A 15,909-nucleotide genomic window follows, 5' to 3' on the forward strand; every position below is an offset into this window, starting at 1 on the left:
TCACGGCTCGTCGATCAACGGGTGAGATTCCGACGCGAATCGCTCGACCGAGCCCGCGGCGCGCGCTATGCCCGCAATTCCGCTCCAGACCATCATGGTGAGGTAGTCGACGAGCTCGTCGGCCGTCATGGTTCGATCGAAGATCCACCAGTGTGACGCCAGCCGAACGGCACCGATCATGGCGAAGGCGATGGGTATCGAACCGGCCGTGGAGAACTCACGCTTCCGAAATCTGTCGGCGATGACGGTGGCCAGGAGCTCGGCGATCAGCCCCTCCGCGGCGGTGATGACGTCCTGGTTGCCCGAGACGGCGTTGTTGGCGTGGACGTAGATGTAGATCTCGGGATCCGTGTCGACCGTCGAGACGTAGGCTGAAATCACTGCCCGGGTGAGGTGATACTCGTCGAGGTCCTCGGACATCGCGTCCTTGATCCGAGGCACCAGCTCGGTCTCGACGTATCGCGCCATGGCAGCGTCGGTCAGGCCCCGTTTGTCGGTGAAATGCTTGTACAGAACAGTTTTCGAGACTCCGTTCGCAGAGGCGATGTCGTCCATGCCGATGTTGTGACCCTGCTGTCGGATCGTGTCGAGAGTGCGGTCGAGCAGTTCACGCCGCCGCGTGATCCGGTGATCGCGCCACCGGTGGCTTCGGCCGTCGACCTTCTCCGGAACGCTCACGCCGACTGCGAGACGGTTCGTGATCCCCTCAACAGAATCGACGCCACCAGCTCCGGATCGTCCGACATCGGTACGTGCCCGAGCCCCGCGTACGTCGTCACGTCCGCCTGCGGAAAGGTTCGACGCACCAGCGGTGCCTGATACACCGGCAGAACCCAGTCGCGACGCCCCCACGCGACGGTGACAGGAACATCCTCGTCGACCGGAATACTGAAGCGCGGCAATGCGTTACCCGCTGCGTCGATCGCCCGGTTCGTGGTGATACTGAGCGCGTCGATGGTGGCCGTCGCGGCGGGAACTCGCCACGGCTTGGCGTAGAAGACACCGTTGGCGATCGTGCGACCGACGACCGAACGCATGACGGCCGGTGCGATCGGGCTGATCACTCGGGACAACGCGCGCAGCAATCGGAACACGAGCAGCGCACGCGTCTGATCCCAGTGTCCGCGAAAGAATCCGGCCGGCGAGAGCGCGGTGGCCGAGGCAACCGATCCGCGGGCGGCGAGTTCGAGGGCGAAGTATCCCCCCAACGAGTTTCCGGCCACGTGCGGCTTCTCGCCGTCCACCGCCACGTGCTCGAGGAACCGCTCCAGTTCGGCGACGATCCACGGGCCGAGATCGAACTCCTCGGTGGGTAGTTCGGGTGAATCACCGTGGCCGGGCAGGTCGACCGTCACCACTCGCCGGTGCTGCGCGAGTGTCTCGATGACGCTGTCCCAGGCGTGTTGCCGATGAACTATCCCATGGATCAGCACCAGTGTCGGTCCCTCGCCGCGGATGGTGTGCGCGAGCGCGGGGCCCCCGATATCGAAAGTCATTGCGGTCCGATCTGTTCTCGTCTATCCGGTGCGAGCGTCGACTGCTTCGGGGCCGGCCACCCGTGCAGGCACGGTCCGCCCGAACGTCATCGATTCGGTGAGATCGTCGAAACGCGCGTCTATTCTGTCGAGAATATAGTTCTGCCTCACCGACCAGGGCCGCTCGGTCCCCGATTTGGGTAGCTCGTCCAAGGATCGCGTGACGTATCCCGATGCGAGGTCCACGACCGGTCGAGATTCCACCGGCTTGCCCGCTCGGTCGGGAATCGCGTGGGTGTAGCCGTGAGACTGCATGTACACCAACAGTTTCGCCACCGCCTTGGCCGTCATGTCGGCTTTGAGCGTCCACGATGCATTCGTGTACCCGATGCACCAGGCAACGTTGGGCACGTCCTCGAGCATATGACCCTTGTAGACGAACTTGTCGTGCGCCGCGAACGGCTGTCCGTCCAGTGACAGCGCGATGCCGCCGAAAGCTTTGAGCTTCAATCCCGTTGCAGTGACGATGATGTCGGCCGGGATCTCGTCTCCGGATTCCAGGACGATACCGTCGGCGGTCACGCGGGAGATTCGGTCGGTCACCACGGTCGCACGACCGGAGCGAATGGCCTTGAACAGGTCGCCGTCCGGCACCACACACAACCGCTGGTCCCACGGGGCGTACGTCGGATCGAAGTGCTTGTCGACGTCGTATCCCCGCGGCAATTGCGCCTTCGTCATGGCCCGGAACACCCTGCGGGCCGTCTTCGGTGCGCGTCGACACAACTGATACGAGCCGACCATCAACAGCGCATTACGCCACCGCAATGCACTGTGCGCCAGAGAGTCCGGCAGTACGCGCTGAGTGAGCGTGGTGAACGGGTCGGTCATCGGCAGCGACGCGATGTAGGTGGGCGATCGCTGCAGCATCGTCACCGACGCGGCCTCGGCAGCGAGTGAGGGCACCAAAGTGATTGCGGTTGCTCCACTTCCGATCACGACGACCCTCTTGCCCGAGTGGTCCAGATCCTCGGGCCACTGCTGAGGGTGCACCATCTGCCCGGTGAACTCGTCGGCCCCGGGAAGATCGGGGGTGTACCCGCCCGAGTAGTCGAAGTATCCGGTGCACAGGAACACGAATCGGCTGCGATAGGTTTTCGGAACACCGCTCGAAAGCGTCTCGACGGTCCACAGGTCCGTCGACGAGTCCCAGTTCGCGGCCTCGACCGACGTCGAGAAATCGGTGTGTTCGTCGATACCGTTCGCGTACGCGGTATCGACGATGTAATTGCGGATGTCTTCGCCGTGCGCGAGCAGAGTGTCTCCCTGCCACGGCGTGTGCGGGAACGAGAACGTGAAGATGTCGCTGTCCGACCGAATTCCGGGGTATCGGAACAGGTCCCAGGTACCGCCTGCGCGCTCGCGACCTTCCAGGATGGTGTAGCTGAGCTCAGGTGCCATCTGCTGCAGGCGATATGCGGCTCCGACGCCCGATATGCCTGCACCGATGATGAGAACGTCCTGGAAATTGTCGACGGAGCCGTCGAACTCGGGCCATCGTCCTCGGCTTGTCGTCACGTCGCGCCTCGCTGTCTCGCCGAACACCTCGCGGATCGGCCCGACTGTGCGGCGGATCGCGACTTACATCACACAATGTGTCATTGACGAGTGGCGGTGTCAATGACAGTGTTCACCGCACACCGAAGACAGGAACCCCTCATGAACCACACACCACCTGTTGCCTGCATCCGCACAGCACAGGGAACCAGAATCCGATGACTGCTGTGGCGGTCGGGGCCGCAGGAGTCATCGCTCTCGTCCTCCTGGCGTCGAGGGGATCGGGCCTGGACTTCGAGCGACGTGCCCTGTCCGGCGCATACAAGCCGCCGCGCTCGAAGTGGCCGAAGCGACCGGTCACGCGCCGACGCACGTAACGAGCTCGCGAGCGGTCCATTCCGTTCCGTGACGTCGACAACGGCAGCGGGCCCGGTCAGTACTCTCGACCCCATGGGCGATCGGAAGTACGCAGGCAGGTCGCCCGAGGAGCGATCCTCCGAACGCATCGCCCGTCTCATGGACACCGCGATCGCTCTGTTCGGCAGCCACGGGTACGCGGCGACCACGATCGGGATGTTGTGCGCGGAATCGAACGTGTCGACCCGTCACTTCTATCGCGAGATCGGAAGCCGGTCGGAGCTGCTCAAGAAGATCGTCACCACCATGAATGAGGACGGCGAGCACGCTGCACGAGAGGCACTGACCGCCGACGGTCGGCAACCGGTGTTGGCGTCGATCGACGCCGCAATCCGGGCGTACCTCGGCGTCACGTGTCGCACCAGGATGTCGGCTCGGGTCTGCTACGTCGAAGTGGTCGGCGTCAGTACCGACATCGAACTGTGGCGCATGAACCAGCGAGACGTCATCGTCGAGATGTTCGACTCCCTTGCAACCACCGCCGCAGCACGAGGAGAACTGCCGTACAGGAACTATCGCCTGGTCATTCTTGCCATCATCGGTGCCGCCAACATCTTCGCCCAGGAATGGGCCCTGAGCCGCAGTTCCGACGTCGGAACCACCGATGACACATTCACCCCGTACATCGACACGCTCGTCGAGTTGGTCACCGCTGCACTGACGACACCACTGCCCTGACCGGAACCAGGTTCGAACCATGCTCCTACTCGCGTTGGCCGTCGTCTTGGTCCTCACGTCGTTCGTCCGTATCCGGCGAGACCCGCGTCGGCTTTCCAACGGCCTGACTGTCATTGCGGCTCTCGCTGCGCTGGCGATCGGATCGCTGAGTCTGCTGCATCGGCTGGACGCCCGGGTCGAGGCGATTCTCGTCGTTGCGGTGCTGTCGGCAATCCTGCTGACGGCGATCGGACTCGTGGGCGCAGCGGCCATCAATGGGCTGGTGGTGATCAGGCGCGAAGGGCTCCGGCTCTCGACCGCACTGCCACTTGCTCTGGCGGTTGCGGTGACGCTGGGCGTCGGGCTGTTCGTCGCAGTGGCGGCCGTGCTGGAAACGCACACTCTGCCCCTGTGGTTGCTGGCCGCGGTCTGGACAGGGGTGCTGTTCTCGGTCTGCCTCGGCGTCCAGCTCGCCGCGTTCTCTGTCCACGCGCTGATCTACGGACACTTGGAGCCACCGAAAGGAAGTTCAGCCGTTGTTGCTCTGGGATGCGGGCTGGGCTCGGGAGGAACCGTGACGCCTCTTCTCGAGAGCCGACTGAACCGCGCCCTCGATGTGTACAACGCCGAAGTGGCGTCCGGACATCGCCCGGCCCTGGTCGTATCCGGCGGACAAGGATCCGACGAGGAGACTGCGGAGGCCACGGCGATGAAGAAGTACCTGGTCGGCAAGGGTGTGTCCGAAAAACTGATCCTCGCCGAGGCGCGCTCGCGAAACACTCGGGAGAACTTGACGATGACGAGGGACCTTCTGGAGTCGTCGGATCTGAGATCGGAGCCGATGATCGTGGTGACCAGCAACTTTCACGTCCTGCGAACGGCCGCGTTCACTCGCGATCTGGGTCTCGACGCTCATGTGACGGGAGCCGACACGGCACGTTTCTACGCACCGACGGCGTTCCTGCGCGAGTTCGTCGCAATCCTGCATCGCTACCGGAAGCCCAACATCGCTCTGCTGGTCGGCATCGCTTCGATCGTGGTGATTCTCCAACACGTGAACTGACAATGCGGGGCCCGACGGCACCAGCGAACTGCGCGCCACCGAGCATCCCCACCGATAGTGACCCGGAACACGCCCGTCGGACGTATGTTTCGGAGCGTCGATTTCGACTCATACCTAACGGCGTCGTCCGCGACGCCCCCAGCTCCGGGTATCCGGAGACGACCTACACGAAAGAGGTACGCACCGATGGCCGACTTCATCGACAAGGCTCAGCACAAGGCAGAGGAACTGGCCGGGACTGCGAAGGAGAAGGCCGGCGAGGCCACCGGTGACGACAGCCTTCGCGCCGAGGGTGCCAAGGATCAGGCGAAGGCCAACACTCATCAGGCCGCCGACGAGGTCTCCGACGTCGCCGAAAGCGCCGCCGACTCCGCAGCCGGTGCCGCCAAGGAGGCCAAGCACGCAGCCGCCGATGTCGCCGACAAGGCGTCCGACGTGGCCGAGGACGTCAAGAACACCGTCAAGGACAAGTTCTCGAACGTCGATGCCGACGACGTGAAGGAGAAGGCCTCCCAGGTCGCCGACAAGGCAGCCGACAAGGCCTCCGCCGTCGCCGACGACGTGAAGAACACGGTTCGCAACATCGACTCCGAGGATGTCGCCCAGGCGGCGAAGGTCGGCACTCCGATCATCGCAGCCGTCGCAGCCGCAGCCGGTGCCGTCGCGTTCGTACTGATTCGACGACGCAACCGTCGCCGTAGCGCTGCGCACCTGTTCGTTCCGTCGAAGCGCACCACCCGCAAGCTCGCCAAGAAGGCCCGCAAGCACAGCTTCTGAAGGTGATGACGAAAGGCCCCGCCTCGATCGAGGCGGGGCCTTCTGCGTCCTACAGCGGCTTGAGTGCCCGGCTGGGTACCCAGTGAGTGACGGTTTCGCTGCGGTCTCGTGACATCAACTCGTACGTGACGCGGCCCAGCCAATCTCCGTCCACGGTGATGGACCATTCGACCAGATCTCCCGGCACGACGCGTCGCACATCGAATCCCTCGGGATTGAACTTCGAGGCGTGGTGCGGCGGCAGCGGGTAGAGGATGTTCAGGTCGATCCACACCTTCAGCGGTGGTCGGAGCAGCTTGAACGGGCGCACGGCAGACGCCGGTCGAGGTTGTGCGCGCCGTGCCATCGTTCGATCATACGTTCGATCAGGACGTCGATCCACCGCCCCGGACAACGAAGAACGGCCACCCGCACACGAGGTGCAGGTGGCCGTTGTTCGGTGCTGAAAAGATCAGATTCCGAGCGATCCCGCCAGGAACGGCCAGGAGTTGTGCAGGTCGTCCTGCCAGTAGCCCCACGAGTGGTTTCCGACCGGGCGGAAGTCCACGGTGGCCGGGATACCGAGCTGATCGAGGCGCTTGGCCAGGTTCGAGGTGCAGAAGTTGGTGGCAACTTCGATGCCACCGCCGACGATGACCTGGTTGGCAAGCGTCGCCGGGTCGTTCTTCAGACGCGGGTTGGCAAAGGTGTCGTTCGGGGCACCGGGCAGGCCGCTGCCGGTGCTCATGTAGATCTGCGTTCCACGGAGCTTCTCTGCGTTGAGCAGCGGGTCGTTCTCGCGCCACACGGGGCCGTCGAGCGGTCCCCACATGTTCTCGACGTTGCCGCCGCCGTAGGTCTCGACGACGAGCTTGACGAACTGCTGACCGATGGGGTCGGAGGTCTGAGCGCAGCCGCTGTACGCCGCGACGCCGGTGAACTTGCCCGGGTACTTGATCGCGATGTTGAGAACCGAGGTGCCCGTCATGGACAGCGCTGCGAGTGACTGGCGACCGTTGGTGTCGAACTGGGCGTCGATCAGCGGGGGCAGCTCTTCACCGAGGAAGGTGCTCCACTTGTTGCTGCCGAGCTTCGGATCGTCCTGGAGCCAGTCGGTGTAGTAGGACCACTTGCCCTTCTGCGGAGTCACGATGTAGGCGTTCTTGTCCGACAGGAAGGCCTCGGCGTCGGTTTGCGACTGCCACGATGCGGCATCCTCGCCGCCACCTGCGCCGTTGAGCAGGTACAGCACCGGGCGGGACACGCTGTCGTCGGCCGGCTTCTGCACCGTCACGGGAATGGTGCGGTTCATGGACGCCGAGTACACCTGGAGCTGGACCTGGCGGTTCTCGAGGGTGTTCACCGACTCGATCCTCGATCCGTTGCTCGACTGCGTCGTAGCCGCAGGCAGCTCTTCCGCGGACGCGACGGGCGTCATCAGCGCGGTCGGGAGAATCGCCACTGCGAGGGCGACGGCCGTAGCCGAACCGATTCGCCGGAAGCCGTGTCGTCGAGATCGTGGCACGCTGTTTCACCTTTTCGTCGAGTTACACCGGTCGAGTCTCTACATCGGCCGAAGATGAGGTGACGTTACCTCGAGCAAACGTCCCGAGCGTTATGGACCGGACGAATCCGAGACGCGATCGTGATGCTCTCGGCGGCGCGACGCAAAAGTGTTCCCGCGAGACGAGTGTCTGTGGTCTATTGGGTGCCCGTCCCGCGAAGGAGTCGATCGAGATGTTTCGTCGCACCGCTGTCATTGCTTGCGTCATTGCAGGTGCCGCTGCCTTCGGAACGGGAACGGCCGCAGCCGACGAGTGGCCCACTCCGCCGCCGTATCCGAGTCCGTCGGCTCCACAGGATGTCACCGGATTCCTCACCCCGCAGGATCCGGACTACTGGAATCCGTTCGTCAGCAAGAATCGACTGACCTCGCCCTACGGCAACAGCACCCGCATCGTGTGCACCGGATTTCACGGCGTACTCGGCTCCTGCTGGCAGGCCGATTCGAATGGCAACCCGCACAAGCTGATTCTGCTGAACATGAACTATCCGGGTTCGACGGGTCAGCTGCTGCCCGGCGGAGGTCCCGGGCACTTCGTCTACCCCGGCTTCATTCCCGGCATCGGCTGACCCGCACCTGGTTGTTCACTATCGTCGACCGATCGCGGATTTCCGCCGATCGGCGACGGTACTGAACGCTGGCGTTCGCTCAGTTGTACGGCTTACGCGCCGTTTCCGGGTCGCCGTAGGTGATGGCGCGTTCGCGTCGGGTACCGGTGGCCAGGGTTGCGGCCCAGTTGATCAGCGTCCCGACGCGATTGCGGTTGCCGGCCAGGAATGCGATGTGGATGACTCCCCACGACACCCAGCCCACGAAGCCCGACATCTTCAGCGGTCCGGCCTGCACCAGTGCGTGACCGCGGGCGATGTAGGCCGCGGTGCCGAGATCTCGGTACTTGAAATCCTTACGAGCAGAACCGGACAGGTCTGCTGCGATGGCCGCGCCCGCCGCGCGTCCGCCCTGCATCGCCACTTCCGCAACTCCCGCAAGCTTGTTCAGCGACATGATGTCTCCGACGACGAAGACGTTGCGGTGTCCCGGGATCGAGAGATCCGGCTGCACGGCGATGCGTCCGGAGCGATCCTGTTCGACGCCCATCGCGTCGGCGAGTTGTTTCACGAACGGAACGGCTTCGACGCCTGCGGTCCACAGCACGGTGTGGGTGTCGTAGCGAGTGACGGTCTTGGGTTCGGCCTTGGCCGTGACCTCGACGTCGGTGGCCGTGACGTCGGTGACGTGAACCCCGAGATGGGTTTCCACGCCTACCTCGTCGAGGGTGCGTTGCGCTTTCTTCGTCAGGGAGTCGGGGAACGATTCGAGGACGCGGTCACCGCCGTGGAAGAGCAGCACTCGCGCTTCCGACGGGTGAATGGTGTCGAACTCCTTCGCCAGCGCCCGAGTCGCGAGTTCCCTTATCTGACCGGCTAATTCGACTCCGGTCGGGCCTCCCCCTGCGACGGCGAACGTGAGCCATGGTCGGCGTTCCTCGGCGGTGGGCAGAGACTCCGCCATCTCGAAGGCGGAGATCAGCTTTCGCCTGATCGCGAGGGCATCGTCGAGGGTCTTCATCCCCGGTGCCCACTGCACGTATTCGTCGTGGCCGTGATAGGCCTGCTGCATTCCGACAGCAACGACGAGGTAGTCGTAGGGCAGCTCGAAGGTCGAGCCGTCGAACCGACTGGCCGTCACTACTCCACCGTCACCCACCGCGGTCACCGAGGTCGCTTCACCCAGCGCCACATAGACGTTCTTCTGCTTACGCAGCAGGTGCCGCAGCGGACTGGCAATCGAACCCTCGGACACAAGACCGGTGGCGCACTGGTAGAGCAGCGGCTGAAAGACATGGGAGGTGCCGCGCTCGAGCACGGTGACATCGACGTCCTCGTTACGCAGACGCCGGGCCGCGTGCAGCCCGCCGAACCCTCCGCCGATGACCAATACCCGTGGACGTGCCATGTGAACGTTCTCCCTCGGACCGACCGCAGAGAAGGACTCTCCGAGTGGCCAGCCTACTCGAGGGCCGCACCCCCTGGTCAGGAGTGCGGCCCTCGGTGTCGATCCGGGTCAGCCGAGCAGCGTCCGCATGGTGTCGATTTCCTGCTGCTGCGAGGCCACGATCGTGCGCGCCATCTCCTGCGCGTCCGGGTTCGAGCCGTCGGCGATCTCGATGTTCGCCATCTCGATTGCGCCCTCATGGTGCTCGATCATCATCGTCAGCCACTGGCGGTCGAACTCGGCACCGGTGGCCGCACTCAGCGCGTCCATGTCCTGCTGGGTCATCATGCCCATGCCCGAACTGTGGTCCATTCCGCTCATCTCACCCATGTCGGACGAGGGCGCGGGCTGACCCCATTCGGCAAGCCAGGCGGTCATCCGGTCCATTTCCGGTTGCTGCGCGGCCTCGATCGCCGACGCCAACGCCACGACGTCCGGATTGTCGGTGCGGCCCTGGACCATTGCCGCCATCTCGACCGCCTGCGCATGATGCGGGTACATCATCTGCGCGAACATCACGTCCGCATCGTTGAATTCTGCCGACGCGTCGGACTGGGTCGATGACGCCGACGACGAGTTCGACGAGCCCATCGAATGGCCGTCCATCGACGAGTCGGAGGTGTCGCTGCTGCAGCCTGCGACGAGAAATGCGCTCACGGTGGCAGCAGCCAGCGAAGCGACGAGTGTTGTACGCATGTGAAACTCCTTGAACGAGTGCGAAATACAGGGATGAGTGAATCCGCCGGTGGTCGTACGTTCACCGGGCTCCCTGTCACACTCGTAAGGTCACCGATCTGTCCAGCTCCCAGAGCGTCCACGGCGGAGCACGCTCCGAGATGGAGTCGGTGCGCCCACCGATACCGTCCTCCGACATCGGCGAGTGGACTACATCGACGCTCGTCGATGGAACCGACAGCGCCGCCCACGACACCGTGGTTCCCGCGCACGGATGCATCATCTGATGCGCGGACGGGCAGTCATGCTTACCGGCCGCCACCTGCACCGGCCCCTCGTGGTGCATCGTCGACGCCATGGCTGCATGGTCGGTGCTCGCCGACGCGGTCGGTGTCACCGAGTGCATCAGCAGCACCCCGAAGATCGTCAGTGCGATCAGCAATCCGGTCGCCGAGGCGAAGCCCGGGCGACGGCATCGGATCACTGAGTGCATGTCTCCGACGATAGCAAGACATACCCCCTAGGGGTAGCCGGCAGGGACTTCCGCCTCGCACCGAGGGACTTCCGCCTCTGTCGGCGACGAGCCGATCCGAGCCATGCTCGGTGGGTATCTGCACACGTAAGTCAATGGACGGGAATTCGTCATGAATGCATCGAGCCGGGTAGTCGTCGGAGTCGACGGATCTGCCACATCGCTCGACGCGGTCCGCTGGGCAACGCGCGAGGCCGTTCGACGCCACGCTCCGCTCGAGTTGGTCACGTCGTCTCTGTTCGCGCCGGGAACCTACGGGGATGCCATCAGTCTCCGGATCGGTGCATTCTCGGACCCGGACGTCGAGGCCAAGCGTGTGCTGACCGCAGCGGTAGATGTTGCGCACAAGACTGCCGCCGGCAATTCGCTCATTCTCGACACGCGCCTCGAACACGGCTCTGCTGCACGGAACCTGACGCACTTCGACGTCGCTCCCGCCATGATCGTCGTGGGCTCGAGGGGGCTCGGTGAGTTCACCGGCGGCTTGATCGGGTCGGTCAGTACCGCAGTGGTCACGCATGCGAAATGCCCTGTTGCGGTGATCAAATCGAACATCGTCAGCGATGGTCCGGTCGTCGTCGGGGTGGATTGCACCGCCAACAGTCAGCCCGCGATCGGATTCGCTCTGAAGGAAGCGTCACTGCGCGGCGTCGACCTCGTCGCTGTACACGCCTGGAGCGACCTCGAACTCGGCAGCGTGTTGACGCGCGACGACGAGGGTCCGTGGGTCGATTCCGAACTGGCCGAGAAGACGTCGTTGGCGGAGAGTCTGGCCGGCTGGTCGGAGGACTACCCGGACGTCACCATCCATCGAGTGGTGGTTCAGGACAGGCCTGTTCGTGAGCTGGTCCGAGCGTCCGAGGCAGCGCAGTTGATCGTCGTGGGAAGCCGTGGCCGGGGTGGATTCGCATCGATGCTTCTCGGTTCCACCTCACGTGCGGTGTTGCATTCGGTGGATGTTCCCGTCGTCGTCGTTCCCACCGATCGATGAGCGTGGAGTCGATCGAGTCTTCCTACAATTCGGACGAATTGGACGCGGACCTGCGCTACTGGGCTGCGGCGAACTATCTGACGGTGGCGCAGATCTATCTTCAGGACAACGTATTGCTGCGCCTTCCTCTGGAGGTGGCGCACATCAAACCGAGGCTGCTCGGACACTGGGGCACCAGTCCCGGACTCTCGATGATCTACACCCTCCTCAATCGGATGATTCGTCGAACCCATACGGATTGGCTGTACGTCACCGGTCCCGGCCACGGCGGTCCGGCGCTGGTGGCGAACACCTACCTCGAGGGAACCTACAGCGAGATCTACCCGAACATTTCACTCGACAACGAGGGCGTCCGACGGCTGTGCCGTCAATTCTCCACTCCTGGGGGCATTCCGAGCCATGTCAGCGTCCAGACTCCGGGCAGCATTCACGAGGGCGGCGAGCTGGGTTACGCCCTCGTCCACGCCGCCGGTGCCGCGTTCGACAATCCCGATCTGATCGTCGCCTGTGTCGTCGGGGACGGTGAGGCCGAAACCGGTCCCCTGTCCGGTTCGTGGAAGATCCCGGCCTTTCTGAACCCGATTCGCGACGGCGCCGTCTTGCCCATCCTGCATCTGAACGACGGAAAGATTTCCGGACCGACGGTTCTCGGACGCAGCACCGATCAATCGGTAGCCGACTATCTCAGCGGCCAGGGGTGGGCACCCCTCTTCGTCGAAGGCGACGACCCACGAGAGATGTTTCCGGCGCTCCACGCTGCCCTCACCCGAGCTCACGACGCGATCGAGACAATCCAGCACGCCGCCCGCAACGGAGAACCACAGCACGACATCGAGTGGCCCGCCATCGTTCTACGCACCCCCAAGGGCTGGACCGGCCCGCACGAGGTGGACGGCAAGCTCATCGAGGGCACGCACTGGGCGCACCAGGTACCGCTGTCGGGAGTCCGCGAGAACCCGTCGCATCTGGCGCAGCTCGAGAAGTGGCTGCTCTCCTACGATCCCCGATCGCTGTTCGACGACAACGGCGCTCCCGTCGACTCGATTCGCGAGCTTGCTCCGTCGGGCACCGAACGTCTCGGTGCCACTCCGTATGCGAACGGAGGACTACTTCTGCAGCCCTTGGTCATTCGCGATCTGGAGAACTATGCGCTCACCGTGGAGTCCCCGGGGCGCACCTCGCACGAGACGACCACCGTGCTCGGGGAGATGATGCGTGACATCTACCTCGACAACGCACAACCCCACGGCGGCGGCAACTTTCGCCTGTTCTGTCCCGACGAGACCGCCAGCAACCGGCTCCAGGCCGTGTTCGAGGTGACCGATCGATGCTGGCAGTTGCCGACCACCGAGTTCGACGACGATCTCGGTCCCGACGGTCGCGTGATGGAGGTGCTCAGCGAGCATCTGTGCGAGGGCTGGCTGGAGGCGTACCTGCTGTCGGGTCGACACGGCCTGTTCGCCAGCTACGAGGCCTTCGCCATGGTGAGCGTGTCGATGCTGATCCAGCACACCAAGTGGCTTCAGCACGCGGCCACACTCGCGTGGCGGGCACCCGTCGCCTCGCTCAACGTGCTGCTCACCAGCACGTGTTGGCGCAACGACCACAACGGATTCAGCCATCAGGGCCCAGGATTGATCGACGCGGTCATTCCTCTGGCACCGGATGTGGTGCGCGTGTGGCTGCCGCCGGATTCCAATACGCTGCTCGCGGTTGCCGATCATTGCTTCCGCAGTCGAGGTCACGTGAACGTTCTGGTGGTCGACAAGCAGAGTCACCCGCAGTATCTGACGCTTCCCGAGGCGCGGGCGCATGCAGCGGCAGGTGCGTCCCGCTGGGACTGGGCCGGCACCGAATCGGTCGACGCCGAGGAGGATCCGGAGATCGTTCTGGCGTGTGCAGGCGACGTGCCGACCGAGGAAACCCTCGCTGCCGCAGAGTTGTTGCGTACGTGGACTCCCGAGCTCAAGGTTCGGGTGGTCAACGTCATCGATCTGATGGCGCTGCTCCCCGTCGGCGATCATCCGCACGGTTTCTCCGACGAGCAGTTCGTGGACCTGTTCACCACCTCGGTCGATGTGGTCTTCGCGTTCCACGGGTATCCCCGTGCGGTGCACCAACTGGTGCACGGCCGACCGGACGCCCAGCGGTTCCACGTGCGCGGATTCATCGAACAGGGCACCACGACAACACCGTTCGACATGGTGGTGCTCAACAAGATCAGTCGCTACCATCTCGCCCTCGCGGCACTCGACCGGGCAACCACCACGTCGACCGGTGCCGAGGCACTACGGCAACACTGCCAGGACCAACTGGCACGACACGACGCCTACATCCGAGAGCATTTCGAGGACCTCCCCGAGATCCGGCAGTGGCGGTGGTCGTGACTGCCGGACCCGACGAGCTACCCGCGGGCGATGATCAACGGACAGTCGACGCGGTGGGCCAGTGAACGAACCGTGGATCCGAGAAGTCTGTCGCTGAAACCGTTGCGTCCGCTCGAACCGACGACCACGGCCTGGGCGCGCGGTGACACCTCGAGGATCTTCTCGACCACATTGCCGCGCAATACCTTTTGCTGTACCACTACGTCCGGATACTGATCGCTCCAGCCGGACAGGCTCTCTGCCAACACGGTTCGACCGTTCGACACGATCGCCTCGGACCTGTCGGCCGCGGACGCGTCGGGCGAGGAGATCAGTTCGTCCGTCGACACGTGAACTGCGACCAATTCTGCTCCCCGGAGTGAGGCTTCGTCGAATGCCAACCGAACAGCGTTCTGGTTGTGCGGCGACCCGTCGATTCCGAGAACAACAGGGCCTCCTGACGAGTGCAGCTCCACGCTTCCCGGCACGATGACCACAGGGCAGTGGGCTTGAACGGCCACTGCCGTGCTCACCGAGCCGAGCAGTTCGGCGAAGTACTCGCCGTTGCCGCGCGAGCCCACCACCATCATCGAGGCACTCGAGGACTGCTCCAGCATGGCCTGAATCGTCGGTCCCACAATCGATTCGCTCTCGATGGCGAGCGCGTCCGGGTCCTTCACCGAACGTCGCGCAACCAACGAAGCCCAGGCCAGGATCGACTCGGCGGCTTTGTGCTCCTCGGAGCCGATGTGAGACGGCAGCGCGACGAAGCTGGTGTACAGAGCCTTGACTTGATAGGCGGACACCAGCTTCACCGGTACCCCACGCAACTCGGCCGCATGAGCGGCCCACCCGACTGCATCGAGCGACGAGCCGGAGCCGTCGACACCGACGACGATCGGAGACTGCCTCGAGGTACTCATGCGTGCGGGACGACGAGGACTGGGCAATGGGCATGCCGCAGTACGGCGGTCAGTGTTCGTCCCGGCACTCGGTCTCGCTCGTGACCGACCACCATCAGCTGGGCCGTCTCGGAGACCGCCACCAGTTCCGATCCCGAGTCGGCCTCGGCGTACACCGACGCCACGCGGATGTCTGGGTAGTCCGCGCCGAAGGGTTCGAGCCGAACGTCCATTGCCGATTCGGGGTGTAACCCGTCACCGGGGCTACTGAGGGCGGACGCGAGAATAGAGGAGACAGCCTGGGTGTGCACCGCCAACACGCTGGCCGACCTGATCGACGCCTCGTGAAATGCCTGAGCGACAACAACATCGGCTTGTGAGATGTCGGCATCACCCAGGGCCGCGACGACCGGTCCGCGGCGTTCGGCGTCGAAATGCCGGACGATCGCAACGGGATTGGGCGATGCTTCGACCACGGCTCCGACCATCGATCCGAGTACCCAGGCGGTCACCGCACTGCCGGTCGTGGTCCCCAGTACGAGCAGAGACGCAGATCCCGCTTCGGTCGACATCACCGATTCGGGCCGCCCGTGTGCGACGACCGATTCCACGGCAACGGCCGGATCGATCGATGCGGCCACATGCGCTGCGCGACTCAATGCCGTGCGGGCATAGTCGCCGTCGACATCCGGAGCGCCGTAGACGGTTTCGGGCTCGGCGTGGCCGGCGATCACGTGGATCAAACGAAGCGACGTCCCCCGCCCACGTGCCTCCTGCACGGCGAACCGGACCGCATCGAGCGCGGTCTCCGATCCGTCGATACCGACCACGACGGGTCCGGTGGTGTGTGCAATGTTCATCGGGTTCCTCTCGGTGGTGCGACTACAAGTTCTGCACCTTCACCGAGAACGCTACGAGCGCACACCCACCCGACGCAGCGGCCGGAGGTCACCGAAACA

The 15,909-nt window shown here is 64.2% G+C and carries 17 protein-coding genes; 7 read left to right on the forward strand and 10 right to left on the reverse strand.

Going from position 1 to position 15,909, the window contains the following annotated elements; all coding sequences use genetic code 11:
- Genes QM615_RS14150 through QM615_RS14160 form a run of 3 tightly spaced genes read right to left on the reverse strand, consistent with a single transcriptional unit; the run spans position 1 to position 3,053 of the window.
- A complete protein-coding gene (locus tag QM615_RS14150; RefSeq protein ID WP_283347442.1) occupies positions 1–678 on the reverse strand; it encodes a TetR/AcrR family transcriptional regulator in 678 nt (225 codons plus the stop codon).
- The gene (locus tag QM615_RS14155) at positions 675–1,496 is read right to left on the reverse strand and encodes an alpha/beta fold hydrolase (protein ID WP_283347443.1); all 822 of its coding nucleotides are present in this window, start codon (positions 1,494–1,496) and stop codon (positions 675–677) included. The genes QM615_RS14150 and QM615_RS14155 overlap by 4 nt, the downstream gene beginning before the upstream one ends.
- A gap of 21 nt (positions 1,497–1,517) precedes the next feature.
- The gene (locus tag QM615_RS14160; RefSeq protein WP_283347444.1) at positions 1,518–3,053 is read right to left on the reverse strand and encodes a flavin-containing monooxygenase; all 1,536 of its coding nucleotides are present in this window, start codon (positions 3,051–3,053) and stop codon (positions 1,518–1,520) included.
- A 197-nt stretch (positions 3,054–3,250) separates the two neighbouring features.
- Here QM615_RS14160 and QM615_RS14165 point away from each other — a divergent pair, with 197 nt between their 5' ends.
- From QM615_RS14165 to QM615_RS22375, 4 genes are all read left to right on the forward strand, one after another.
- The gene (locus tag QM615_RS14165) at positions 3,251–3,409 is read left to right on the forward strand and encodes a hypothetical protein (protein WP_283347445.1); all 159 of its coding nucleotides are present in this window, start codon (positions 3,251–3,253) and stop codon (positions 3,407–3,409) included.
- Between the two features lie 73 nt (positions 3,410–3,482).
- Positions 3,483–4,127, forward strand: a complete 645-nt coding sequence (locus QM615_RS14170; protein ID WP_283347446.1) for a TetR/AcrR family transcriptional regulator — start codon at positions 3,483–3,485, stop codon at positions 4,125–4,127.
- A gap of 19 nt (positions 4,128–4,146) precedes the next feature.
- The gene (locus tag QM615_RS14175) at positions 4,147–5,169 is read left to right on the forward strand and encodes a YdcF family protein (protein WP_283347447.1); all 1,023 of its coding nucleotides are present in this window, start codon (positions 4,147–4,149) and stop codon (positions 5,167–5,169) included.
- 186 nt (positions 5,170–5,355) lie between these two features.
- Positions 5,356–5,946, forward strand: a complete 591-nt coding sequence (locus tag QM615_RS22375) for a CsbD family protein (protein WP_317810000.1) — start codon at positions 5,356–5,358, stop codon at positions 5,944–5,946.
- A gap of 49 nt (positions 5,947–5,995) precedes the next feature.
- On the opposite strand, the gene QM615_RS14185 is transcribed toward QM615_RS22375, so the two are convergent.
- On the reverse strand, positions 5,996–6,292 hold the full coding sequence (locus QM615_RS14185) for a hypothetical protein (protein WP_032376174.1): 297 nt from the start codon (positions 6,290–6,292) through the stop codon (positions 5,996–5,998).
- A gap of 105 nt (positions 6,293–6,397) precedes the next feature.
- Positions 6,398–7,363: an alpha/beta hydrolase gene (locus tag QM615_RS14190; RefSeq protein ID WP_373455116.1), complete on the reverse strand. Its 966-nt coding sequence runs from the start codon at positions 7,361–7,363 to the stop codon at positions 6,398–6,400.
- Positions 7,364–7,662: 299 nt separating this feature from the next.
- On the opposite strand from QM615_RS14190, the gene QM615_RS14195 reads away from it, so the two are divergent.
- Positions 7,663–8,058, forward strand: coding sequence for a hypothetical protein (locus QM615_RS14195; protein ID WP_094687134.1), 396 nt, complete (start codon positions 7,663–7,665; stop codon positions 8,056–8,058).
- Positions 8,059–8,137: 79 nt separating this feature from the next.
- Here the strand turns inward: QM615_RS14195 and QM615_RS14200 are convergent, their stop codons facing one another.
- The 3 genes from QM615_RS14200 to QM615_RS14210 form a co-directional block, all read right to left on the reverse strand.
- The gene (locus tag QM615_RS14200) at positions 8,138–9,445 is read right to left on the reverse strand and encodes an NAD(P)/FAD-dependent oxidoreductase (RefSeq protein WP_283347448.1); all 1,308 of its coding nucleotides are present in this window, start codon (positions 9,443–9,445) and stop codon (positions 8,138–8,140) included.
- Between the two features lie 108 nt (positions 9,446–9,553).
- Positions 9,554–10,180: a DUF305 domain-containing protein gene (locus QM615_RS14205; protein WP_283347449.1), complete on the reverse strand. Its 627-nt coding sequence runs from the start codon at positions 10,178–10,180 to the stop codon at positions 9,554–9,556.
- Positions 10,181–10,256: 76 nt separating this feature from the next.
- A complete protein-coding gene (locus tag QM615_RS14210; protein ID WP_283347450.1) occupies positions 10,257–10,652 on the reverse strand; it encodes a DUF6153 family protein in 396 nt (131 codons plus the stop codon).
- Between the two features lie 151 nt (positions 10,653–10,803).
- Between QM615_RS14210 and QM615_RS14215 the strand changes: the two genes are divergently transcribed.
- Entirely contained in the window at positions 10,804–11,682 is an 879-nt protein-coding gene (locus QM615_RS14215) for a universal stress protein (RefSeq protein WP_068055612.1), read from the forward strand.
- Entirely contained in the window at positions 11,679–14,069 is a 2,391-nt protein-coding gene (locus tag QM615_RS14220) for a phosphoketolase family protein (RefSeq protein WP_283347451.1), read from the forward strand. The genes QM615_RS14215 and QM615_RS14220 overlap by 4 nt, the downstream gene beginning before the upstream one ends.
- Positions 14,070–14,086: 17 nt before the next feature.
- Here QM615_RS14220 and QM615_RS14225 read toward each other — a convergent pair whose 3' ends face one another.
- Together QM615_RS14225 and QM615_RS14230 are read right to left on the reverse strand one after the other, a co-directional pair.
- Positions 14,087–14,971 (reverse strand): universal stress protein, encoded by an 885-nt coding sequence (locus QM615_RS14225; RefSeq protein WP_283347452.1) that lies wholly within the window; start codon positions 14,969–14,971, stop codon positions 14,087–14,089.
- Positions 14,968–15,810, reverse strand: a complete 843-nt coding sequence (locus QM615_RS14230) for a universal stress protein (protein WP_283347453.1) — start codon at positions 15,808–15,810, stop codon at positions 14,968–14,970. Before QM615_RS14230 ends, QM615_RS14225 begins: the two co-directional genes overlap by 4 nt.
- Positions 15,811–15,909: the final 99 nt, after the last annotated feature.

The organism is Rhodococcus sp. IEGM 1341 (genome assembly GCF_030056895.1).
Taxonomy (GTDB): Bacteria; Actinomycetota; Actinomycetes; order Mycobacteriales; family Mycobacteriaceae; genus Rhodococcoides.